Source organism: Streptomyces sp. NPDC020898 (genome assembly GCF_044333925.1).
Taxonomy (GTDB): Bacteria; Actinomycetota; Actinomycetes; order Streptomycetales; family Streptomycetaceae; genus Streptomyces.
This window is the reverse complement of the sequence record NZ_JBIRRV010000001.1, coordinates 1,786,286-1,808,244: the sequence shown is the minus strand read 5'-3', so window position 1 is coordinate 1,808,244 and position 21,959 is coordinate 1,786,286. Positions and strand designations below refer to the sequence as shown.

The 21,959-nt window shown below is 69.9% G+C and carries 17 protein-coding genes and 1 rRNA gene; 10 read left to right on the top strand and 8 right to left on the bottom strand.

Annotated elements, in window-relative coordinates:
- A 5S ribosomal RNA gene (gene rrf / locus ACH4TV_RS07900) occupies window positions 1–105 on the top strand; the annotation flags it as partial.
- A gap of 115 nt (window positions 106–220) precedes the next feature.
- Here the strand turns inward: rrf and ACH4TV_RS07895 are convergent.
- From ACH4TV_RS07895 to ACH4TV_RS07875, 5 genes are read right to left on the bottom strand one after another with little or no spacing between them, the layout of a single operon-like run.
- Complete coding sequence (locus ACH4TV_RS07895) at window positions 221–1,531, bottom strand: DUF58 domain-containing protein (protein ID WP_398395260.1); 1,311 nt, start codon at window positions 1,529–1,531, stop codon at window positions 221–223.
- Entirely contained in the window at window positions 1,531–2,520 is a 990-nt protein-coding gene (locus ACH4TV_RS07890; RefSeq protein WP_398395420.1) for an AAA family ATPase, read from the bottom strand. Before ACH4TV_RS07890 ends, ACH4TV_RS07895 begins: the two co-directional genes overlap by 1 nt.
- Window positions 2,520–3,719 (bottom strand): DUF4350 domain-containing protein, encoded by a 1,200-nt coding sequence (locus ACH4TV_RS07885; RefSeq protein WP_398395258.1) that lies wholly within the window; start codon window positions 3,717–3,719, stop codon window positions 2,520–2,522. The genes ACH4TV_RS07890 and ACH4TV_RS07885 overlap by 1 nt, the downstream gene beginning before the upstream one ends.
- On the bottom strand, window positions 3,716–4,510 hold the full coding sequence (locus tag ACH4TV_RS07880) for a DUF4129 domain-containing protein (RefSeq protein ID WP_398395256.1): 795 nt from the start codon (window positions 4,508–4,510) through the stop codon (window positions 3,716–3,718). The genes ACH4TV_RS07885 and ACH4TV_RS07880 overlap by 4 nt, the downstream gene beginning before the upstream one ends.
- 4 nt (window positions 4,511–4,514) lie before the next feature.
- Window positions 4,515–5,879, bottom strand: coding sequence for a hypothetical protein (locus tag ACH4TV_RS07875; protein ID WP_398395254.1), 1,365 nt, complete (start codon window positions 5,877–5,879; stop codon window positions 4,515–4,517).
- A gap of 138 nt (window positions 5,880–6,017) precedes the next feature.
- Between ACH4TV_RS07875 and mtnA the strand changes: the two genes are divergently transcribed.
- From mtnA to ACH4TV_RS07840, 7 genes are all read left to right on the top strand, one after another.
- On the top strand, window positions 6,018–7,163 hold the full coding sequence (gene mtnA / locus ACH4TV_RS07870) for an S-methyl-5-thioribose-1-phosphate isomerase (protein ID WP_398395252.1): 1,146 nt from the start codon (window positions 6,018–6,020) through the stop codon (window positions 7,161–7,163).
- Between the two features lie 8 nt (window positions 7,164–7,171).
- Entirely contained in the window at window positions 7,172–7,861 is a 690-nt protein-coding gene (mtrA, locus tag ACH4TV_RS07865; protein ID WP_398395250.1) for a two-component system response regulator MtrA, read from the top strand.
- Window position 7,862: 1 nt separating this feature from the next.
- Window positions 7,863–9,935 (top strand): MtrAB system histidine kinase MtrB, encoded by a 2,073-nt coding sequence (mtrB, locus tag ACH4TV_RS07860; RefSeq protein WP_398395248.1) that lies wholly within the window; start codon window positions 7,863–7,865, stop codon window positions 9,933–9,935.
- On the top strand, window positions 9,925–11,850 hold the full coding sequence (locus tag ACH4TV_RS07855) for an LpqB family beta-propeller domain-containing protein (RefSeq protein WP_398395246.1): 1,926 nt from the start codon (window positions 9,925–9,927) through the stop codon (window positions 11,848–11,850). The genes mtrB and ACH4TV_RS07855 overlap by 11 nt, the downstream gene beginning before the upstream one ends.
- A 214-nt stretch (window positions 11,851–12,064) precedes the next feature.
- A complete protein-coding gene (locus ACH4TV_RS07850; RefSeq protein ID WP_398395244.1) occupies window positions 12,065–12,934 on the top strand; it encodes a ComF family protein in 870 nt (289 codons plus the stop codon).
- Window positions 12,935–13,249: 315 nt separating this feature from the next.
- Window positions 13,250–13,945: a ribosome hibernation-promoting factor, HPF/YfiA family gene (gene hpf, locus ACH4TV_RS07845; protein ID WP_398395242.1), complete on the top strand. Its 696-nt coding sequence runs from the start codon at window positions 13,250–13,252 to the stop codon at window positions 13,943–13,945.
- Between the two features lie 205 nt (window positions 13,946–14,150).
- Window positions 14,151–14,897 carry a response regulator gene (locus tag ACH4TV_RS07840; RefSeq protein WP_398395240.1) on the top strand — a complete coding sequence of 249 codons (747 nt, stop codon included), beginning with the start codon at window positions 14,151–14,153 and terminating at the stop codon, window positions 14,895–14,897.
- Between the two features lie 25 nt (window positions 14,898–14,922).
- Here the strand turns inward: ACH4TV_RS07840 and ACH4TV_RS07835 are convergent, their stop codons facing one another.
- Together ACH4TV_RS07835 and ACH4TV_RS07830 are read right to left on the bottom strand one after the other, a co-directional pair.
- Window positions 14,923–16,173, bottom strand: coding sequence for a winged helix-turn-helix domain-containing protein (locus tag ACH4TV_RS07835; RefSeq protein WP_398395238.1), 1,251 nt, complete (start codon window positions 16,171–16,173; stop codon window positions 14,923–14,925).
- A gap of 185 nt (window positions 16,174–16,358) precedes the next feature.
- Window positions 16,359–16,955: a GNAT family N-acetyltransferase gene (locus ACH4TV_RS07830; protein ID WP_398395236.1), complete on the bottom strand. Its 597-nt coding sequence runs from the start codon at window positions 16,953–16,955 to the stop codon at window positions 16,359–16,361.
- 245 nt (window positions 16,956–17,200) lie between these two features.
- Here ACH4TV_RS07830 and secA point away from each other — a divergent pair, with 245 nt between their 5' ends.
- Window positions 17,201–20,026, top strand: a complete 2,826-nt coding sequence (gene secA / locus ACH4TV_RS07825) for a preprotein translocase subunit SecA (protein WP_398395234.1) — start codon at window positions 17,201–17,203, stop codon at window positions 20,024–20,026.
- A 213-nt stretch (window positions 20,027–20,239) separates the two neighbouring features.
- Here secA and ACH4TV_RS07820 read toward each other — a convergent pair whose 3' ends face one another.
- Entirely contained in the window at window positions 20,240–20,866 is a 627-nt protein-coding gene (locus ACH4TV_RS07820) for an Rv3235 family protein (RefSeq protein WP_398395232.1), read from the bottom strand.
- Between the two features lie 398 nt (window positions 20,867–21,264).
- Here ACH4TV_RS07820 and ACH4TV_RS07815 point away from each other — a divergent pair, with 398 nt between their 5' ends.
- The gene (locus ACH4TV_RS07815) at window positions 21,265–21,780 is read left to right on the top strand and encodes a DUF6912 family protein (RefSeq protein ID WP_398395230.1); all 516 of its coding nucleotides are present in this window, start codon (window positions 21,265–21,267) and stop codon (window positions 21,778–21,780) included.
- Window positions 21,781–21,959 lie beyond the last annotated feature (179 nt).

Sequence of the window (21,959 nt, the reverse complement as noted above, 5' to 3'; positions counted from 1 at the left end):
AGCGTGAGGGAAACGCCCGGTTACATTCCGAACCCGGAAGCTAAGCCTCACAGCGCCGATGGTACTGCAGGGGGGACCCTGTGGGAGAGTAGGACACCGCCGAACAAATATTGCGATCAGCCCCGTGCCGGGGATACCGGTACGGGGCTTTTCTGCGTTCCAGCTACTTTTCGGGATATTTGAATTAAGTGGGGTCCCTCATTCGTCTGAGGGACCCCATTCAGAGGCGGCCCGCAGCTTTCAGAGCCAGGTATGCATCCGCCAGAGCCGGCGCCAAGTCGTCCGGGGTTGCGTCGACGACCGTGACGCCGTGGCGGCGGAGTTGCTCCGAAGTTCGGTGACGTTCCGTCTGGGCCTGGGCTGCGGCTGCGGCCTCGTACACCGATTCGGTGGTCCCGCGGGCTGCTGCCATGCGGGCGATGTGGGGGTCTGCCACCGATGCCAGAAGGACTGTGTGGCGTCGGGTGAGCTGAGGGAGTACGGGGAGTAGGCCCTCTTCGATGGGGGCCGTGTCGAGGCTGGTGAGCAGGACGAGCAGGGAGCGCCTGGGAGCCGTACGGAGTGCCGTGGCTGTGAGGCCGTGGGCGTCCGTTTCGATGAGTTCGGGTTCCAGGGCGGCCATGGCGTTGACCAGGGACGGGAGGACGTCTCCTGCGGCGCGGCCCTGGACCAGGGCGCGTACCCGGCGGTCGTATGCGAGGAGGTCCACGCGGTCGCCTGCGCGGGAGGCCAGGGCTGCCAGGAGGAGGGCCGCGTCCATGGAGGCGTCGAGGCGGGGGACGTCGCCCACGCGGCCCGCCGACGTACGGCCGGTGTCGAGGACCAGGAGGATGTGGCGGTCGCGTTCGGGGCGCCAGGTGCGTACTGCGACCGTGGTTTGGCGGGCGGTGGCGCGCCAGTCGATCGAGCGGGTGTCGTCGCCGGGAACGTACTCGCGCAGGCTGTCGAATTCTGTGCCTTCGCCGCGGGTCAGGACGCTGGTGCGGCCGTCGAGTTCGCGGAGGCGGGCGAGTTTTGAGGGGAGGTGCTTGCGGCTGGTGAACGGGGGGAGGACACGTACCGTCCACGGGACGTGGTGGCTGCCCTGGCGGGCGAAGAGGCCGAGGGGGCCGTACGAGCGGATTGTCACGCGGTCGGCCTGGCGGTCGCCTCGGCGGGTGGGGCGTAGGCGGGTGGTGACGCGGCGGCGTTCGCCAGCGGGGACCACCAGGCGGTGGCGGGAGGCTTCCACCTCGGTGCCGGACTGCCAGCTGCTGGGCGGCCAGGCGTCGCGTAGGCGGGCGCGGAGTGGGCGGTTGGAGGGGTTGGTGACCGTGAGGGTGACGCCCGCTGGTTCGCCCAGGCGTGCGGATGTGTCGCCGGAGCGGGTGAGGCCGAGGCGGCGTACCGGGGCTGCGAGGGCGTAGTCGCAGGCGCAGGCGATGGCCAGGGGGCCGTTGACCGCGAGGATGCCCGTCCAGCCGGGGTCCCAGATGCCGATGGGGATCGAGCCCAGGGCCGCCAGGAGGGCGGCGCGTCCGGTGAGTGCCATCAGCGGGGGACGGGGACGTGGGCGAGGATCGCGTTGATGACGGAGTCGGCTGTCACGCCCTCCATCTCGGCCTCCGGGCGGAGTTGCACGCGGTGGCGGAGCGTGGGGAGGGCCAGGGCCTTCACGTCGTCGGGGATGACGTAGTCGCGGCCTGTCAGCCAGGCCCAGGCGCGGGACGTTGCGAGGAGGGCCGTGGCGCCTCGGGGAGAGACCCCGAGGGTGAAGGACGGCGATTCGCGGGTGGCGCGGCAGATGTCCACCACGTAGGCGGTGATCTCGGGGGAGATCGCTGTCTTGGCGACGTCGGCGCGGGCCGCTTCCAGGTCTGCCGGGCCTGCCACGGGGCGTACGCCGGCGGCGCGCAGATCGCGCGGGTTGAAGCCCTCGGCGTGGCGGGTGAGGACGTCGATCTCGTCCTGGCGGGAGGGGAGCGGGATCGTGAGCTTGAGGAGGAAACGGTCCAGCTGGGCTTCGGGGAGGGGGTATGTGCCCTCGTACTCGACCGGGTTCTGGGTCGCGGCGACCAGGAACGGGTCGGGGAGGGGGCGGGGGGTGCCGTCGACCGTGACTTGCCGCTCCTCCATGGCTTCGAGGAGGGAGGACTGGGTCTTCGGGGGCGTGCGGTTGATCTCGTCCGCCAGGAGGAGGTTGGTGAAGACCGGGCCGGGCTGGAAGGAGAACTCCGCGGTGCGCGCGTCGTAGACGAGGGAGCCGGTGATGTCGCTCGGCATCAGGTCGGGAGTGAACTGGACGCGCTTGGTGTCGAGTTCGAGCGCGGATGCGAGTGCCCGGACGAGCAACGTTTTGGCCACTCCAGGGACTCCTTCTAGGAGAACGTGTCCGCGGCAGAGGAGGGCGACGACGAGGCCGGTCACGGCGGGGTCCTGGCCGACCACGGCTTTGGCGATCTCGGCGCGCAGGGCTTCCAGGGAGGCCCGGGCGGCGCCGGGGTCCCCGGTGATCCCGGCGTTGTCAGTGGTCGGGTCCATCATGGACGGCGTACCTCTCTTTCGAGGGCGTCGAGTTGATCGGCGAGGGAGATGAGGGCGGCGTCGTCGCGGGGCGGCGGGCCGAAGAGGAGAGCGTCCAGGGACTGTCCGTCTCCGTGGTCGTGGAGATGGGCGGAGAGAGCGGGCAGCAGAGCCTCGGGTGCGTGCGCCTGGGGCACGGGGACGCCTACGAGGGGGGCGAGGCGAGTGCGGGTGGTGGAGCGAAGAGCGCCTGCCGCGCGGTCGCGGGCGTTGGCCTTGCGGTAGAGGCGGGCGCGGCCTTCGACGGTTTCGGAGGCGCGGATCGCCACGGGGAGACGTTCGGGTACGAGGGGGCCGAGCCGGCGTGCCCGCCAGAGGGCGGCCAGGGCTGCGGCGATGAAGAGTTGCAGGGTGCCCCAGAGCCAGCCTGAGGGGAGCAGATCGAACAGGCCGCGTTCACCGCTGTCGGTGAGCGAGTCGTCGGAGAGTGAGGGGAGGTACCAGACCAAGTGGGGGCGGGAACCGAGCAGTTGGAGGGCGAGCGAGGCGTTGCCGTGCTCGTCGAGACGATCGTTGTAGAGGATGTCGGGGGCGCCGAGCACGATGGTGTCGCCGTCCCCTGTGACCGCCGGGATGCGTACGAGAGTGGGCAGGCCGTCGCTGGGGTAACACAGGTCGGCGTCGGTGGCGCCGGTGTCGTAGCGGAAGCCGCCGGTGTCCGCGGTGCCCGCTCTCCGGGCGGCGGGCAGGTCGCAGACCGGGGAGAGCTTCGAGGCGAAGCTGGGCGCGGGGTCGGCGGTGAGACCGGGGGCGAGTGTGCCGACAGACGGGCTGCTGGGGGCGATCAGGACCGTGCGGCCGCCGGAGTTCTCGGTCGCCGTGTGCAGTTGCGTCTGCTGACTGCCGGTCAGCAGGTCGGGGGCCGCGATCAGGAGGGTCGTGTCGGCGTCGGCGGCGCTTGCCTCGGCGAGGGTGGTGACCACGCGTGTCGACACGCCCCGGTCCGCGAGGAGCGCGGCGACGGCGCGGCTGCCGCGAGGGTCGGCGGAACGGGGGTCGAGGCCGCCGCGCTGGGTGTCCGAGCGGATCACGGCGATCACGACGGCGCCCACCAGGAGGAGGGCGACGGCGAGTACGACGCCTCGCGCGCGGGTCCACACCTGGCGGGCGGTGGGCGAGGCCGAGGTGGTGGCGGGGAGCGTGGCCTCGGTGCTCATTCGGCGGCTCCCTGGCGGGCGTTGTGGGCCGTGTCGGGGACGCTGCCGTTGTTGTCGCTGCTGCTCGCGAGGGCCGGTTTCGTGCGTTCCAGGTCGTCGTCCAGGTCGGCCAGCCGACGGTACGACTGGGGGGTCGCGGTGCGTCCGCCGTATGTCACGTCGTCGAAGTCGCGGGCCGCGGTGCGCAGTCGGTCCGTGTGCGCGGGCAGGGTGCGGCCCGCTTCCGCGGCTGCTTCGTCGGCGGTGCGGCCGGGGCGGGTGTCGAGGAGTGCGCGTTCCTCCAGGGAGCGGACGACGGCGCGCATGCGCTCCTGGACGGCCTGGTTCCAGTGGCCCTGGGCGGCGTGTGCCTCGGCGGCGGCGCGGTGTTCGGCGGCGCTGCGGGGGCGGTCGTCGAAGAGCACGGCGGAGGAGGTGGGGCCGATGCGCGGGGTGCCGAGGCGCCACCACAGGGCGCCGAGCACGGCGATGACGGCCAGCAGGACGACCACCAGTCCGACGGTTCCTCCGGGGGTCGCGGTCGAGGCCGCGTTGAACAGCTTGTCGAGCCAGTCCCAGAAGGCGTCCATGGCCCGTTGGAACAGTCCGGGGTCGTTCTCGTGGTACATCCGCTTGGACAGCTCGCGCTGGGCCGCCTCCCGCGCGGGATCACGCGGGATCGTCACCGGCGGTTCGTCGCCCGCCAGTGACAGTACGGCGGTGTCCCCGGCGCGCAGCAGGTTCCGTACGGCTGTTTCCGCGGTACGCGGCAGGGCCGGCACCGTGGTGAGAAATCCCCCCGTCAGGCTCACCGCATCAGCTCCCGGGGGTGGCGCCCGGGGCGCCGGAGCCGTAGCCCTGGACGCCGGCGGCGCGGGCCAGGTCGAGGTCGAGGGCCTCGCGGCGGATGCGCTGGTCGATGTAGAGGAGCACGGTCACGCCCGCGGTGATGGGGAACGTGACCATGGAGCCGATCACCGAGCCGATGCCGCTGACGACGAGGAACGTCCAGCCGAGGCCGCCCGTGCCGTTGAGGAAGCCGCTGATGCCGTCGCCGGTCAGGGCCGCGGCGAGGAAGGTGAACGGGAGGATGACGATGGACGCGACGACGTTCGCGATGATCGTGGCGAGCAGTTGGATGCCGAAGACCCGCCACCAGGAGCCGCTGACGAGCTTCGCGGAGCGGCTGATCGACTTCACGATGCCCTGCTTCTCCAGCATCAGCGCCGGCGAGGCCAGGGAGAAGCGGATCATCAGCCACAGCGCGACGATGCCCGCGCCGAGGCCGCCCAGGACGGCGAGGGCGGCGCCTCCGCTGTCCGAACCCGCGAGGGCCACGAGGATTCCCGGAGCGATGCCGACAACGACGATCGCGACGACGGTGAGCAGCAGCAGGAGGATGAGGCCGAACAGCTTCGCGACCTGGGGCCGGGCGTCCCGCCAGGCTTCCCCGATGGACACCGGCTTGCCGAGCACGGCGCGACTGGTGACGGTCGTGAGCAGGGCGGTCGCGATGACGGTGCCGATGAGGGAGACAACGAAGAGGACGCCGGAGCTGAGGAAGACGTCTCCCATGGCGCGGCTCACCTCGTCGAAGCTGGCGCTCGAGTCGTTGAGGGCGTCGGTGCTCAGGCTGTCGTCCAGGACGAGTCCCTGGAGGAGGATGACGACGATCTCGGTGACGATCGCGACGGTGAGCGAAATGCCCAGCACGGTGCGCCAGTAGGCACGCATGGTGGAGACGGCGCCGTCGAGGATCTCGCCGACGCCGAGCGGGCGCAGCGGGATCACGCCGGGCTTGGCCGCGGGAGGGGGACCGCCCCAGTTGCCTCCCCAGCCGGGGTAGCCGCCGGGCGGGCCGTATCCGCCGTGCCCTCCTGGGGCGCCGGGGCCGCCGTATCCGCCCGGGGCGCCGGGGTGTTGGCCGCCCCAGCCCGGGCCCGGCGGTGGTGGGGGCGGGGCCTGCGGAGCGTTCTGGGAGCCGGTGGGAGCGGACCACTGGGCGGGTGGCGGCTGTTCCTGGGACCACTTCGGGCCGGAGCCCGTTGTGTCGGGGCGTGGTTGGTCCGCGGGTTCCGCGGGACCGGGGCGGTCGGCGGGCTCGGCGGGGCCGGACGCGCCGGGCTGCTGCCCTTCGGAGGGGGCAGATCCGGGCGAGGCCCAGCCCGGAGTGTCGTTCATCGTCGCTCCTTCACGGTGGCCGTCCGCGTTTCGCGGCAGGTTGGCAGCCATCGTGCCATGGGGTGGGCGCCGGGGGACCGGCCCCCGTATGGGCTGCACACCTTCAATTGTCCGCAGGGTAGGGGGCAGACTGGGCGGATGGCTGATCAGTACGCGCAATCCCGCGAGGACAACCGGCCCACCGAGATACCGGCGATCCGCTGGGACGAACCCCCCGAGGGGCCGGTGCTGGTCCTCCTCGACCAGACGAGACTGCCGGCCGAGGAGGTCGAACTGGTCTGCACGGACGCGCCCGCGCTGGTGGCGGCGATCCGTTCGCTGGCCGTGCGTGGGGCGCCGTTGCTCGGCATCGCGGGGGCGTACGGGGTCGCGCTCGCCGCCGCGCGCGGCTTCGACGTGGACGAGGCTGCCGCCGCGCTGGCGGGTGCCCGGCCCACTGCCGTGAACCTCGCGGTCGGGGTGCGCAGGGCGCAGGGCGCGTACCGGGCGGAGTTGGCCAGGGGAGGTGACCTGGAGCAGGCCGCCGGGGCGGCGTTGGTCGCGGCGCGGGCGCTGCACCGGGAGGATGCCGAGGCCAGCGCGCGGATGGCTGTGCACGGGCTGGCTCTGCTGGACGAGTTGCTGCCCGGTGGCGGGCACCGGGTGCTGACGCACTGCAACACCGGTTCGCTGGTGTCGGGTGGCGAGGGGACGGCGTTCGCGGTGGCGCTGGCGGCGCATCGGACAGGGCGGCTGCGCAGGCTCTGGGTGGACGAAACGCGCCCGTTGCTGCAAGGTGCTCGCCTGACGGCGTATGAGGCGGCGCGCAGCGGAATGGCGTACACCTTGCTCACGGACAACGCGGCGGGCTCTCTGTTCGCGGCGGGGGAGGTGGACGCGGTGCTGATCGGGGCCGATCGGATCGCGGCCGACGGTTCGGTGGCGAACAAGGTGGGGAGCTATCCGCTCGCTGTGCTGGCCCGGTACCACCATGTGCCGTTCATCGTGGTGGCGCCGGTGACGACGGTGGATCCGGACACCCCCGACGGGGCGTCCATCGAGGTGGAGCAGCGTGCCGGACATGAGGTGACGGAGATCACCGCGCCTCAGGTGCCGGTGGCGGGAGTAGAAGCGGGAGGCGGGATTCCGGTGGCACCCCTGGGGACCCAGGCGTACAACCCGGCGTTCGATGTGACGCCTCCCGAGTTGGTGACGGCGATCGTCACCGAAGCGGGTGTGGTTTCACCCGTGACGGCTGAGGCGCTTGCAGAGCTGTGTGACAGGTCACGCCAGGTAACAATTTAGTTAATGGGATGATGGCTTTTATGAAGGGACGAGTCCTTGTCGTCGATGACGACACCGCACTGGCCGAGATGCTCGGCATTGTGTTGCGTGGTGAAGGTTTTGAGCCGTTTTTCGTAGCTGACGGCGACAAGGCGCTGGCCGCTTTCCGTGAGTCCAAGCCCGATCTGGTGCTCCTGGACCTGATGCTTCCCGGCCGGGACGGTATCGAGGTGTGCCGCCTGATCAGGGCGGAGTCCGGGGTGCCGATCGTGATGCTCACGGCCAAGAGCGACACCGTCGATGTCGTCGTGGGCCTGGAGTCGGGTGCTGATGACTACATCGTGAAGCCGTTCAAGCCAAAGGAGCTGGTCGCCCGGATCCGGGCGCGGCTGCGGAGGTCGGAGGAGCCGGCGCCCGAGCAGCTGGCCATAGGTGACCTCGTCATCGATGTGGCCGGTCACTCTGTGAAGCGGGAGGGCCAGTCGATCGCGCTGACGCCGCTGGAGTTCGATCTGCTCGTGGCGCTCGCGCGCAAGCCGTGGCAGGTGTTCACGCGCGAGGTGCTTCTGGAGCAGGTCTGGGGATACCGGCATGCGGCGGACACCCGTCTGGTCAACGTTCATGTGCAGCGGCTGCGTTCCAAGGTCGAGAAGGACCCGGAGCGGCCGGAGATCGTGGTGACCGTCCGTGGCGTCGGTTACAAGGCAGGACCGAGCTGACATGTCCGGGGACAGTGCCGCTTCGGCCCCCGGGGGTCCCGGGGGACGTGCGGAGCGGCCTGTCGGCCGGCAGAAGGCGCGCAGGGCGGGCTCGGGCTGGAGGCAGTTCTTCGAGGGCGGGCTGTTGCAGGGCGGTGTCCAGGGCAGCCCGGTCCTTCGGCTGTTCATGCGCTGGGTGCGTCGGCCGTTGCTGCCTGTCATGCGGCTGTGGCGGCGCAACATCCAGCTCAAGGTCGTCGTCACGACGCTGCTGATGTCGCTGGGTGTCGTCCTGCTGCTGGGCTTCGTCGTGATCGGGCAGGTGCGCAACGGCCTGCTGGACGCCAAGGTGAAGGCCTCGCAGAGCCAGGCCGCGGGCGGATTCGCGGCGGCCAAGCAGAAGGCGGACATGGCGGCCAACGCCGATGGGAACGACGGTTCCGGTGCCGGTGACCGCCCCACGCAGAACGTCATCCAGTGGATGAGTGACTTGGTGGAGTCCCTCTCCAGCGGCGGTCAGGGCGCCTTCGACGTCGTGACGCTCCCGGTCGGTCCGGCGGGCGACGGCGGTGGTGGCGGGCGTGGGCCGCGCGCCTCCGGCGGTGTGGACCCGACGTCGAGCGTGCCCGAGGGGCTGCGCGAGCGGGCCGACGACAACACGCTGATGGCCCAGAGCTACACCCGTATCACCTACACCAACGGCAACGAGTCGCAGCCCGCGCTGATCATCGGCAAGCAGGTCGACGACCCCAACGGGGAGCCGTACCAGCTGTACTACCTCTTCCCGCTCACGCAGGAGGAGAAGTCGCTGAGTTTGGTCAAGGGGACGCTGGCGACGGCCGGGCTGTTCGTCGTCGTGCTCCTGGGGGCCATCGCCTGGCTTGTGGTGCGGCAGGTCGTGACGCCCGTGCGGATGGCGGCGGGGATCGCCGAGCGGCTGTCCGCCGGGCGGTTGCAGGAGCGGATGAAGGTCACCGGCGAGGACGACATCGCCCGGCTCGGCGAGGCCTTCAACAAGATGGCGCAGAACCTTCAGCTGAAGATTCAGCAGCTGGAGGAGCTGTCTCGGATGCAGCGGCGGTTCGTGTCCGACGTGTCGCACGAACTGCGGACGCCACTGACGACCGTACGGATGGCCGCCGATGTCATCCATGACGCGCGTGTGGACTTCGATCCGGTGACCGCGCGGTCGGCCGAGCTGCTCGCCGATCAGCTGGACCGGTTCGAGACGCTGCTCGCGGATCTGCTGGAGATCAGCCGGTTCGACGCGGGCGCGGCAGCGCTGGAGGCCGAGCCGATAGACCTCAGGGAGGTCGTACGGCGGGTGGTGAGCGGGGCCGAGCCGCTGGCCGAGCGCAAGGGGACGACGGTACGGGTCGTCGGTGATCAGCAGCCTGTCGTGGCCGAGGCCGACGCACGGCGCGTGGAACGGGTGCTGCGCAACCTCGTCGTCAACGCCGTGGAGCACGGCGAGGGCAAGGACGTCATCGTGAAGCTGGCCGCCGCGGGCGGCGCGGTCGCCGTGGCGGTGCGTGACTACGGGGTCGGGCTCAAGCCCGGTGAGGCGACCCGGGTCTTCAGCCGCTTCTGGCGGGCCGACCCGGCACGCGCGCGTACCACAGGCGGTACGGGCCTCGGCCTGTCCATCGCCCTGGAGGACGCGCGGCTGCACGGCGGATGGCTGCAGGCGTGGGGCGAGCCGGGCGGTGGTTCGCAGTTCCGGATGACACTGCCACGCACCGCCGACGAGCCCCTGCGGGGCTCACCGATACCGCTGGAGCCCAAGGACTCACGGCGTCATCGGGAACTCAACGACGCGGGTCTGCCGCACGCCGGCGGTGACAAGCTCGCCACGGTGCCGGTGCAGACGGCGGCGGCCGAACAGCGGCCGATAGCACCGCGGCTCGCCGCCGTGGCCGCGACCGCCGACCCCACGGCACTGCCCGGCAACGGCGCCCGTGTGGTGCCCCGGCCGGCCGGGGGCGCGCGGCGGGACGGCATGTCCGGTACGGAGTCGCAGCCTTCGGACACGGTGTCTTCGGATGCCGGCCCGGAGCGGGTGGATGAACAAGGGGAGGCATTTCGTGGGCCCTGACCGCGAGCGGGACGGTCGGCGGCGGGAAACGGTGCGCGCGGTGGTGTACGCCGCCTGTGGCGCCGTACTGCTGGCCGGATGCGCCTCGATGCCCGACAGCGGGGATCTGCGCGGCGTCGAGTCCACGCCCCGGCAGGACGCCCAGGTACGGGTCTTCGCCCAGCCGCCTCATGAGGACGCCCAGCCGGTGCAGATAGTCCAGGGCTTCCTGGAGGCGCTGACCAGCGATGATCCGAACTACGAGACGGCACGCCAATACCTGACACCGCGCGCGGTGAAGGAGTGGCGGCCCCTCGCGGCCACCACGGTGCTGGACGGCGGGCCCAGCACGGACCAGATTTCCGCGGGCACCCGGGACGACGAGACCGACACCTACGCGTTCACGCTGACCGGCGGCAGGTTCGCCACGCTGGACTCCCGGCAGTCGTACAAACCCGCCGACGGGCAGTACAGGGAGACGCTGCACCTCACGCGTGTGAAGAAGAGCGGGCAATGGCGCATCGACGAGCTGCCGCCGGGCGTCGTCATGGGCAAGTCGGACTTCCTGCGCAACTACACGTCCGTCAATAAGTACTACTTCGCGTCGAACACGCTGTCGGAGTCGGACGGGCAGCCCGTGTCCGTCGCCGATCCGGTCTACGTCCGCAAGAAGGTCGACCCGATGACGCAGACGGTGACTTCGCTGCTGGAGGGTCCCTCGCGCTGGCTGGGACCGGTCGTCAGGTCGAGTTTCCCCACCGGTACGGCGCTCAAGAAGGGCGTCACCTCGCTGACCCCCGACGACCAGAACAGACTGACGGTGCCGCTCAACGACAAGGCGAGCCGGGTCAGTTCGGCCAAGTGCGCGGAGATGGCGGCCCAGCTCCTCTACACCCTCCAGGACCTCACCCCCACGGGTGTCGACGAGGTCGCACTGCAGCGTGCCAACGGCACCCAGTTGTGCTTCCTCGACAAGGACGGGGCCGCGATCGTCGCCGCGCGCGGCGTGGTGCAGCAACCCGAGTTCCAGTACTTCATCGACGGCAAGCACCGCCTCGTACGCGTGGTCGGCGACAGCCTCGACGCCGACGCCGATGTCGCCCCGGTGCCGGGCGCGCTCGGCGAGGGCGAGAAGCAGCTGCGGTCCGCGGCGGTCTCGCGCCACGAGGACAGCGCGGCCGGGGTCTCGCTGGACGGGACCACGCTGTACGTCGGGTCGCTGGTGTCCGGCGGGTCGCTCGGGGAGCCCGTGCTGACCAGCCAGGGCGCCGCCGGGGCCGACCGGCTGACCACGCCCAGCTGGGACAACGAGGGCGACCTGTGGGTGGCCGACCGCAACCCCAAGAAGCCGAGGCTGCTGGTCCTGACGAAGGGCGCGGGCGAGCCGCTGGAAGTGAGGACACCGGGGCTCGACGGGCGTATCGAAGCGGTACGGGTGGCTGCCGACGGGGTGCGGATCGCGCTCATCGTGGAGAAGGACGGCATACGGTCCCTGTATATCGGCCGGATCGAGCGGGACGAGCGGTCGGCGGAGACCTCGGGCGGGTCGGCCGAGGAGCGAACGGCCACGAAGCCGGGACAGGCGAAGGGGCAGGCGACCGGGGAGCAGCAGACGGTGTCGGTCCTCGAACTGCACTCCGTGACACCGCAGTTGGAGGAGGCCACCGCCATGTCGTGGGCCGGGGACAACCGGCTCGTGGTGGTGGGTCGTGAGCAGCGCGGCGTTCAGCAGATGGCGTACGTGCAGGTCGACGGCTCGACGCCGGTGGGGTCGGCGCCGGCCGCGCTGACCGGGGTGAAGGGCATCGCCGCGTCCGAGGACGAGCGGCTGCCGCTGGTGGCGTACTCGGAGGAGGACGGGATCGTGCGTCTGCTGTCCGGGTCCAAGTGGCAGAAGCTGGTCAAGGACGGGTCGGCTCCGGTGTATCCGGGGTGAGAGGCCTCTGAGGACTCGGTCCACAGATTTTGGCGGCTCGTCGGACGTCCGGCGGGCCGCCGGCGTTTCTGGGCACTGCTCGCGGGGCGCTGGGTGCCGTCGGGGATGCGGTGCGTGTTCGTACGTATCGGCATGGGTGAGGTGCGGGGGGTTATCCACAGGAGGTTGTCCACAGGGGTGGCCGGGTGGCGTCGGTGTTGGCACAGTGGTGGGCATGCGGGGCTGGTGGCAGGACCTCAGTGACCTGGTGCTGCCGGCCGAGTGCGGAGGCTGCGGGAGGCCTCGCACGGCGCTCTGCCCGGAGTGCCGTGCCGCCCTGAACGGGGCCGTACCGAGCCGGGTGCGACCGGTACCGGAACCGCCCGGGCTGCCGGTCGTGCATGCGGCGGCGCGGTACGAGGACGAGGTGCGTGCGGTTCTCCTCGCGCACAAGGAACGGGGCGCTCTGGCACTCGCGGGGCCGCTCGGGACGGCGCTGGCGGGAGCTGTGCGGGCGGGGCTCGGTAGGGACCTGTGCGGCGGTACGGGCGTGCTGCTCGTTCCTGTGCCGTCCGCGCGGCGGGCCGTGCGGGCCCGGGGGCACGATCCGGCTCGGCGGATCGCGCTCGCTGCGGCGGGTGCGCTGCGCGGGTCCGGTACGCCGGCGCGGGTGCTGGCGGTGCTGCGGCAGCGCCGTGCCGTGGCCGATCAGGCGGGGCTCGATGCCCGGCAGCGGCTGGACAATCTCGCGGGCGCGCTGAGCGTGGCCGGTGGGGGCGGGCGGCTGCTGGCGGGTGCGGGTGCGGTGGTGCTGGTAGACGACCTGATGACGACGGGCGCCTCGCTGGCGGAGGCGGCCCGTGCCGTACGGGAAGCGATCGGCGACGGAGAGGCGAAAGAGGCGGGATACGTGGGAGACGTGAGAAGCCTCGTGTACGCGGAAGCGGCGGGGGAAGACACAAGGAAACACTCGTCGAGAGCCCCGGCCGCGGGTGTGGAACGGAGGCACGGAGTGCCAGCAAAGGCCGCGGGTGGCTTCCGAGGCATGATCTGCGCGGCTGTGGTCGCGGCGACGCCTGATTCTTTCGAAATAAACCGGAACTGACCTCTAACTTCCATCGTTGCAGGTAGTGAGAGGGTCAATTCACCGGAACGGAGGTACGCGGCGGTAGAGGGTGACGACATCCGTCCGGGCGAGATATGTTCGGTTGTGAGGGAAAGCCGCAGGCCACACCTCGCAAATCCGAATGCCGTGCTGCGGGTTTTCCTTAATCACCCCAGCAGGCTGAGTGGAGATCTTGCCCATGGGGGAGGAGGAGGTGGAAGTCACCGAGTCCGAGGCTCCGGGGCACACCGGAGCCTGGTGCAAAAGGGAGACGCTCCGCCACTGAAGCGGAGCGATCCGGGAACGGAGTTCTGCGTGGACATCGTCGTCAAGGGACGCAAGACCGAGGTGCCCGAGCGGTTCCGGAAGCACGTTGCCGAGAAGCTGAAGCTGGACAGGATCCAGAAGCTCGACGGCAAGGTGATCAGCCTCGATGTCGAGGTGTCCAAGGAGCCCAACCCCCGGCAGGCCGACCGCTCCGACCGGGTGGAGATCACACTCCACTCCCGCGGTCCGGTGATCCGGGCGGAAGCAGCGGCAAGCGACCCGTACGCGGCACTCGACCTCGCAGCGGACAAGCTCGAGGCCCGGCTGCGCAAGCAGCACGACAAGCGTTACACCCGTCGAGGCGCCGGCCGGCTCACGGCCGCCGAGGTCGCCGACCACGTCCCGGGCGCGGCAACGCTGAACGGCAACGGTCACACCGTCCATGAGGAAGCCTCGGACGGCGTGCCCACCAAGAAGATCGGCTCGCTGGAGGTGAAGGGCGATGGCCCCCTCATCGTCCGCGAGAAGACCCACGTCGCCTCCCCGATGACGCTCGACCAGGCTCTCTACGAGATGGAGCTGGTCGGGCACGACTTCTACCTGTTCGTCGACTCCGAGACCAAGGAACCGAGTGTCGTCTACCGGCGACACGCCTACGACTACGGCGTGATCCACCTCAACACGGACCCGATGGTCGCCCATCAGGCGCATTCCCCCGCGGCAGGTGGCACGCTGGGCGGCTGACCGCCCCCGGTGACAGTCGAGCGGGTGCCCCTGGAGCGCGCGTGCGCCCCCAGGGGCACCCGTGTGCGACCCCTTCGGGGCCCGCTCTGTCACCGCACTGTCGCCCAAGCATGGAATCATGGCCGCAACGGCCCAACCGGTGGGCCGTTGCCTTGGGTTGGCGATGGCACAGAACCACAGGCCACAGCCTTCAGGGGGAGGAACGATGGCGGACAGCTTCGGACCGATGCGGGTCGAGGATGCCGACGACGGCGTCACCGGCATGGGCCCGGACGCGGGCACTTCACGCAAGGAGCCGATCAGAGTCCTTGTCGTGGACGACCATGCTCTCTTCCGCCGTGGACTGGAGATCGTGCTCGCGGCCGAGGAGGACATCCAGGTCGTCGGCGAGGCGGGGGACGGCGCGGAGGCCGTCGACAAGGCCGCCGATCTGCTGCCCGACATCGTCCTGATGGACGTACGGATGCCGAAGCGCGGGGGCATCGAGGCGTGCACCTCCATCAAGGAGGTCGCGCCCAGCGCCAAGATCATCATGCTGACGATCAGCGATGAGGAAGCCGATCTGTACGAGGCGATCAAGGCGGGTGCGACCGGCTATCTCCTCAAGGAGATCTCCACGGACGAGGTGGCCACGGCCATTCGTGCGGTGGCCGACGGCCAGTCGCAGATCAGCCCCTCCATGGCGTCGAAGCTGCTCACCGAATTCAAGTCGATGATCCAGCGGACCGACGAGCGGCGGCTGGTGCCCGCGCCGCGGCTCACGGAGCGTGAGCTGGAAGTGCTCAAGCTCGTCGCCACCGGGATGAACAACCGCGATATCGCCAAGGAGTTGTTCATCTCCGAGAACACCGTGAAGAACCATGTGCGCAACATCCTGGAGAAGCTGCAGCTGCACTCCAGGATGGAGGCGGTGGTTTACGCGATGCGGGAGAAGATCCTTGAGATCAGGTGAGGTCTGGGGTTCGGCGGTTCGGTGGCTATGTGAGGGCGCGGGTCAGTTCCCGTGTGAGTGAGGCGCGCAGGTCCGGAGCGTCCACCCGTTCCACTCGTACGTTCGTGCAGTTCACCCAGGTCGCTGCCTCCAGCAGGGCCTGGGCCACCGCCGGGACCGCCTTGGGGCCGTTCAGGGCGACCTGCCTGGCCACCAGGGTGTTGCCCTCCCTGGCGGGGTCCACTCGTCCCACGAGGTGGCCGCCGGCGAGGACCGGCATCGCGAAGTAGCCGTACACACGCTTCGGCTTGGGGACGTAGGCCTCCAGGCGGTGGGTGAAACCGAAGATCCGTTCCGTGCGCGCCCGCTCCCAGATCAGGGAGTCGAAGGGCGAGAGCAGGGTCGTGCGGTGGCGGCCTCGTGCGGGCGTCTCCAGGGCCGCCGGGTCGGCCCAGGCCGGTTTGCTCCAGCCTTCGACCGTCACGGGAACCAGGCCCGATTCCGCGATCACCGCATCGACCTGTTCCGCCTTGAGACGGTGGTAGTCGGCGATGTCCGTGCGGGTGCCGACACCCAGGGACTGGCCCGCGAGGCGGACCAGGCGGCGCAGGCACTCGGTGTCGTCCAGTTCGTCGTGCAGCAGCGTGTCCGGGATGGCGCGCTCGGCGAGGTCGTACACCCGCTTCCAGCCTCGGCGCTCCACGCACACCACCTCGCCGTACATCAGCGCGCGTTCGACGGCGACCTTGGTGCCGGACCAGTCCCACCATTCGCTGGTGCGTTTCGCGCCGCCCAACTCCGTTGCGGTGAGCGGGCCTTCCGTGCGGAGTTGCTTGATGACCTGGTCGTAGGTGCCGGGTGGCAGGTCGTGGTTCCAGTGGGGGCGGGAGCGGTAGGCGCGGCGGCGGAAGGCGAAGTGGGGCCATTCCTCCACGGGGAGGATGCAGGCGGCGTGCGACCAGTACTCGAAGGCGTGGGGTTGGGGGTGGGGGGTGGCTTCGGTGGTGGAGGCCGGTTTCCAGTAGGCGTCTTCGACTGTTTTGCGGGGTATGGCGCCCAGGCGGGCGTACGGGATGAGTTCGTGGGAGCGGGCGAGCACGGAGATCGTGTCGAGCTGGACCGCACCCAGGTGCCGGAGGGTTCCGCGGACGCCTGCCTTGCGGTTGGGGGCGCCCAGGAAGCCTTGGGCGCGTAGGGCGATGCGGCGGGCCTCGTCGGCGGAGAGTTCGGTGTGGGGGGTTGGTTGGGCGGGGGTCGGGGTTGGTCGGGGGGTGGGGTGCGGGGGGCTGCTCGTCATGCTTCCGCACGATAGGGGGTGGGACTGACAGCGGGGGGTGAGCTGGGGGTTTGGGGGCGGGGCGTCGGGTGTTGGGCTGGGTGGGGGTGTCCGTGGATTGTTTCGCCCCCGCCGCCCTTACCCGTTCGCATCCCTGAGGGCTGCGCCCCCAGACCCCCCTTTACGGCCCTGAACGGGCCTTGTCCTCAAACGCCGGACGGGCTGGAAGTGCCGGCCGGGGTGGGGAGGTAGGGGGCTGTTGACGGGAGGCCGAGGTCTGACGGGAGCAGGGAAGCGACCCAGCAGTCTCGGCGTACTCCCTTGTTGTTGATTGCCGAGCGGAGGGTTCCTTCGAACGTGAAGCCGGCTCGTTCTGCCACTGCGAGGGACGCGGTGTTGCCGACCTCCGCCCGCCACTCCACTCGGTCGACCGACAGGTGGGTGAAGGCCCAGCGGGAGACGGTGGTCGTGGCCTCGGTGATGTAGCCATTGCCCCGGTGGGCCTTGGAGGCCCAGAAGCCGACTTCGCCCACTCCCAGGGAGCGCATGGTGATGGCGAGCATGCCCACCAACTCCTCCCCTTCGGGGAGGAAGACACCGAACGTGAACATCGAGCCGTCCGCCCAGCCGTCGGGGACGAGTTGGGTCGTGAAACCGTGGGCGTGTTCGGGGCGGTAGGGCGACGGGATCGTCGTCCAGCGCTGGATGTCGGCGTCCTGCACCGCGGCGTACACGGCGTCCGTGTCGTGCGAGCCGACCGTACGCAGGAGAAGGCGGGCCGTGGTGAGCGTGACGGGGTCCATCGGCCGATTCTGCTCGGGGCGGGATGAGGGCGCCATCCCTTTTGCTGTGCGTGAGTTCGTGATCACAATTCGTGCAATTCGCGGGTGGGGGGCGGCACCATCCGTGACTCCCGGCCGTTCTCCTTATGGCTGTCCTAGCGGCAGACCTCCCGGCTCGGCGGGGTCCTCGCTTACGATGGCCGCTGCTGAGTTAAGACAATGGAAACTGACCGTCCCAGGCCCGATCGGCAAGGAGACCAACCCCCGTGTCCGTCCTCTCGAAGATCATGCGTGCAGGCGAAGGCAAAATCCTGCGCAAGCTGCACCGCATCGCGGACCAGGTCAACTCCATCGAAGAGGACTTCGTCGACCTCTCCGACGCCGAGCTGCGGGCCCTCACCGATGAGTACAAGCAGCGGTACGCCGACGGTGAGAGTCTGGACGACCTGTTGCCCGAGGCCTTCGCCACCGTGCGGGAGGCCGCCAAGCGCGCCCTCGGTCAGCGTCACTACGACGTGCAGATCATGGGCGGCGCGGCGCTCCACCTCGGCTATGTCGCCGAGATGAAGACCGGCGAGGGCAAGACCCTGGTCGGCACCCTGCCCACGTATCTGAACGCCCTCTCCGGAGACGGCGTTCACCTCATCACGGTCAACGACTACCTCGCCGAGCGCGACTCCGAGATGATGGGTCGCGTCCACAAGTTCCTGGGCCTGAGTGTCGGCTGCATCCTCGCCAACATGACGCCGGCCCAGCGGCGCGAGCAGTACGGCTGTGACATCACGTACGGCACGAACAACGAGTTCGGCTTCGACTACCTGCGCGACAACATGGCGTGGTCCCAGGACGAACTCGTCCAGCGCGGCCACAACTTCGCCGTCGTCGACGAGGTCGACTCGATCCTCATCGACGAGGCCCGTACGCCGCTGATCATCTCCGGCCCGGCCGACCAGGCCACCAAGTGGTACGGCGACTTCGCGAAGCTGGTCACGCGCCTCAAGCGCGGTGAGGCGGGCAACCAGCTCAAGGGTCTCGAGGAGACCGGCGACTACGACGTCGACGAGAAGAAGCGCACGGTCGCCATCCACGAGTCGGGCGTCGCCAAGGTCGAGGACTGGCTGGGCATCGACAACCTGTACGAGTCGGTGAACACGCCGCTGGTGGGTTACCTGAACAACGCCATCAAGGCCAAGGAGCTCTTCAAGAACGACAAGGACTACGTCGTCATCGATGGCGAAGTCATGATCGTCGACGAGCACACCGGCCGTATCCTCGCCGGCCGCCGCTACAACGAGGGCATGCACCAGGCGATCGAGGCGAAGGAAGGGGTGGACATCAAGGACGAGAACCAGACCCTTGCCACGATCACCCTGCAGAACTTCTTCCGCCTCTACGACAAGCTCTCCGGTATGACCGGTACGGCCATGACCGAGGCCGCCGAGTTCCACCAGATCTACAAGCTCGGTGTCGTCCCGATCCCGACCAACCGTGACATGGTCCGCAAGGACCAGTCCGACCTCATCTACCGCACCGAGGTCGCGAAGTTCGAGGCGGTCGTCGACGACATCGCCGAGAAGCACGAGAAGGGTCAGCCGATCCTCGTCGGCACGACCTCGGTGGAGAAGTCCGAGTACCTGTCGCAGCAGCTCTCGAAGCGAGGTATTCAGCACGAAGTGCTGAACGCCAAGCAGCACGACCGGGAGGCGACCATCGTCGCCCAGGCCGGCCGCAAGGGTGCCGTCACGGTCGCCACGAACATGGCCGGCCGTGGTACGGACATCAAGCTCGGCGGCAACCCCGACGACCTCGCCGAGGCGGACCTGCGGCAGCGTGGCCTCGACCCCGAGGAGCACATCGAGGAGTGGGCCGCGGCTCTGCCGGCCGCCCTGGAGCGGGCCGAGAAGGCCGTGAAGGCCGAGTTCGAAGAGGTCAAGGACCTCGGTGGGCTCTACGTCCTCGGCACCGAGCGGCACGAGTCCCGGCGGATCGACAACCAGCTGCGCGGTCGTTCCGGACGTCAGGGCGACCCCGGTGAGTCGCGGTTCTACCTGTCGCTGGGCGACGACCTGATGCGGCTGTTCAAGGCCCAGATGGTCGAGCGCGTCATGTCGATGGCGAACGTTCCGGACGACGTACCGATCGAGAACAAGATGGTCACCCGTGCCATCGCCTCCGCACAGTCGCAGGTCGAGACGCAGAACTTCGAGACCCGTAAGAACGTCCTCAAGTACGACGAGGTCCTCAACCGGCAGCGCGAGGTCATTTACGGCGAGCGCCGCCGCGTCCTGGAGGGTGAGGACCTGCACGAGCAGATCCAGCACTTCATGGACGACACCATCGACGCGTACATCGGTGCGGAGACCGCCGAGGGCTTCGCCGAGGAATGGGACGTGGACCGGCTGTGGGGCGCTTTCAAGCAGCTCTATCCGGTAAAGGTCACCGTCGACGAGCTGGAGGAAGCGGCCGGCGACCGGGCCGGCCTGACCGCCGAGTTCATCTCCGAGTCGATCAAGGACGACATCCACGACCAGTACGCGTCGCGTGAGGAGCAGCTCGGCTCCGAGATCATGCGTGAGCTGGAGCGCCGGGTCGTGCTGTCGGTCCTCGACCGCAAGTGGCGCGAGCACCTCTACGAGATGGACTACCTCCAGGAGGGCATCGGCCTGCGCGCCATGGCGCAGAAGGACCCGCTGGTCGAGTACCAGCGCGAGGGCTTCGACATGTTCACCGCCATGATGGAGGGCATCAAGGAGGAGTCCGTCGGCTACCTGTTCAACCTGGAGGTCCAGGTCGAGCAGCAGGTCGAGGAGGTCCCGGTCTCGGACTCCAAGCCGTCCCTGGACAAGGGCACGGAGGACTCGGTGCCGGCGCAGGCGGGTGCCGGTTCCCGGCCCGAGATCCGGGCCAAGGGGCTCGACGCCCCGCAGCGGCCGGATCGGCTGCACTTCTCCGCGCCGACCGTGGACGGAGAGGGCGGCATCGTCGAGGGCGACTTCGTCGGGGACGACGACGAGGTGCGGTCCGAGGCGGACGGGCTCACTCGCGCGGAGCGGCGCAAGCAGCAGCGGAGTGGGCGTCGTCGTAAGAAGTGACCCCATCGTCCCGAGTCACTCGGGTCTGAGTGACTCGGGTAGAGGGTCACGGGGAGTACGTGGTAGTCGCTGATCGCGTGTTGAGGGCCGGGCATCCGAGGAGGGTGGCCGGCCCTTTGGCGTGTGCTGGGGCGGGGTGGGTGGTGGTGGCTCCGGCGCCGGGTGTGGGGCGGGCTTGGGGGGTCGTGCGCCGGAGCTTCTGGTGGGGTGCGGTCAGTCGTCGGCCGTGTGCGGCCTTCGAGGGCCGCCCAGTTCCACTGCGGTGCAGCGCCAGCGGAAGTCCTGGCCCAGTTCCAGGCGGAAGGCCATCGCGCGGAGCTGGTCGCCGGCGCCGATGCGGGCGAAGGCCTCCAGGGCGCCCTGGCTGGGCTCGTAGTAGCCGACGTCACGGACGACGGGGCGCGTGCCGCGGGCGCGCAGGGGGCCGCGCTCCGCGAGCCACGCCAGTTCGTCGTAGGCGCGGCCCGCGGTGTGGCGGAGCATGCTGTGGACGGGGCGTTCGCCGCTGAGGACGGCCAGGAGGCGGTCGGCGAAGAGGTCGGTGGGTCGGGGCTGCGGGGGCGTCCGGGGAGGCTGGAAGGGCGTCTGGCGGGATTGTGAGGGAGCCCTGAGCCGTCCCGGGTGCTGTCCTGGGTGCTGGCCCTGGGCCGGGACTCGGGGCTCGTGGTGGGTTTCGGCGGGGGAAGGCGCGGGTGCCGTCGCTTCGGCGAGGGGTGTGCGGGCGGTGCCTCCGCCCGGTGTGGTGCTGCGGTGCGGGGTGCTGCCGGGGCGGCGGGTGTCCCGGCGTACCGGCGGGCGGGACGGGGTGAGGCGGACCGTCCTCGTCATCACCTTGTTCATGGAATGTCCCCGTTTCTTGGGGCCCGGGTGGGTACCGGGCAGTAACTTCGTGGTGGGGATCTTGTACGGGGACGGATCGACCGGACGCAAGGAGGGACGGGGCGCTGTTCCGGCGCTCCGGAGGTTCACTTATCTGAGTGGTTCGCGGAGGTGAAAGGCCTGGTGGGGATGGGGTGCGGGGGTGAATTTCGGGGACTGTGGTGGACGCTCGGAGCGGCTTGGGTGGGGACTCGAAAGGGGACCCCGCCGCGTATCCTGATGGTCTTTCCGGGTCGTGCCGGAAGGCTTTCGAGGGCGGCTGCGTTGCTTTTCGCCGCTGCTCCTGTGAAGCCTTCGGCTTGCGAGGTTCCGGCTACTGATTCCGGGCGCGAAAACGCCTCCTACGAAAGCGGTCAGCCATGCGCGTCTACGTCCCTCTGACCCTTCCCGGCCTTGCCGAGGCGTACAAGACGGGTGAGTTGGGGGCGGGGCCGTTCGTCGCGTACGCCGTCACGCCTGCGTTGCGTGAGTGGTATCTGTCCGACGACATCGAGGAACTGGAGTACGCGGCGCTGAATCGGGCCGCGCTGGCGTCGCTGCGGATGCTGGCGATGGAGCCGGGGGTGGTGCGGCGGCGGGTGGTCGTCGCCGTGGATGTCGCGGACGGGGTGGCTGTTGCCGATCCTGACCGGGGGCTCGATCCGGGTGCGCTGGGTGAGGTGCGGGTGGGTCGGGCTGTGTCGCTGGGGGAGGTGGATGCCGTGCATGTCGACTCCGGGGAGGCGGAGGGGGATGTTGCGGCGGCGGCTGCGGTGCTGGGGGCGGCGGATCGGGGGGATGCCGATGCGCAGTTCACGGTGGACGGGGCCGAGGACCATGAGCTGCTTTGGTATGCCACGCAGGAGATTCCTCACCTGGTGGGGTTGCTGGGGTGAGGGGGGTGGGCTGGGAGGGTTTTCGCCCCCGCCGCCCCTACCCGTCCCATCCCTTCCTGGGGGGGGGGGCCCCCCCCCCCCCCCCCCCCCCCGCACCGGGCCGGGGCGGAGAAATAACGGGGGGGGGGGGCTAGGCCGGGCGGGCGCGAGGGGGTGCGGCCGGGGCGGGGGCCGCGCGG

Coding starts and splice junctions, on each gene's coding strand:
- ACH4TV_RS07895 (WP_398395260.1), bottom strand. CDS start 1,531: ATGGCACTCACCGGACGCGCCGCCCTCCTGGCGGCCCTGGGCTCGATC.
- ACH4TV_RS07890 (WP_398395420.1), bottom strand. CDS start 2,520: ATGGACCCGACCACTGACAACGCCGGGATCACCGGGGACCCCGGCGCC.
- ACH4TV_RS07885 (WP_398395258.1), bottom strand. CDS start 3,719: ATGAGCACCGAGGCCACGCTCCCCGCCACCACCTCGGCCTCGCCCACC.
- ACH4TV_RS07875 (WP_398395254.1), bottom strand. CDS start 5,879: ATGAACGACACTCCGGGCTGGGCCTCGCCCGGATCTGCCCCCTCCGAA.
- mtnA (WP_398395252.1), top strand. CDS start 6,018: ATGGCTGATCAGTACGCGCAATCCCGCGAGGACAACCGGCCCACCGAG.
- mtrA (WP_398395250.1), top strand. CDS start 7,172: ATGATGGCTTTTATGAAGGGACGAGTCCTTGTCGTCGATGACGACACC.
- mtrB (WP_398395248.1), top strand. CDS start 7,863: ATGTCCGGGGACAGTGCCGCTTCGGCCCCCGGGGGTCCCGGGGGACGT.
- ACH4TV_RS07850 (WP_398395244.1), top strand. CDS start 12,065: ATGCGGGGCTGGTGGCAGGACCTCAGTGACCTGGTGCTGCCGGCCGAG.
- ACH4TV_RS07840 (WP_398395240.1), top strand. CDS start 14,151: ATGGCGGACAGCTTCGGACCGATGCGGGTCGAGGATGCCGACGACGGC.
- ACH4TV_RS07835 (WP_398395238.1), bottom strand. CDS start 16,173: ATGACGAGCAGCCCCCCGCACCCCACCCCCCGACCAACCCCGACCCCC.
- ACH4TV_RS07830 (WP_398395236.1), bottom strand. CDS start 16,955: ATGGACCCCGTCACGCTCACCACGGCCCGCCTTCTCCTGCGTACGGTC.
- ACH4TV_RS07820 (WP_398395232.1), bottom strand. CDS start 20,866: ATGAACAAGGTGATGACGAGGACGGTCCGCCTCACCCCGTCCCGCCCG.
- ACH4TV_RS07815 (WP_398395230.1), top strand. CDS start 21,265: ATGCGCGTCTACGTCCCTCTGACCCTTCCCGGCCTTGCCGAGGCGTAC.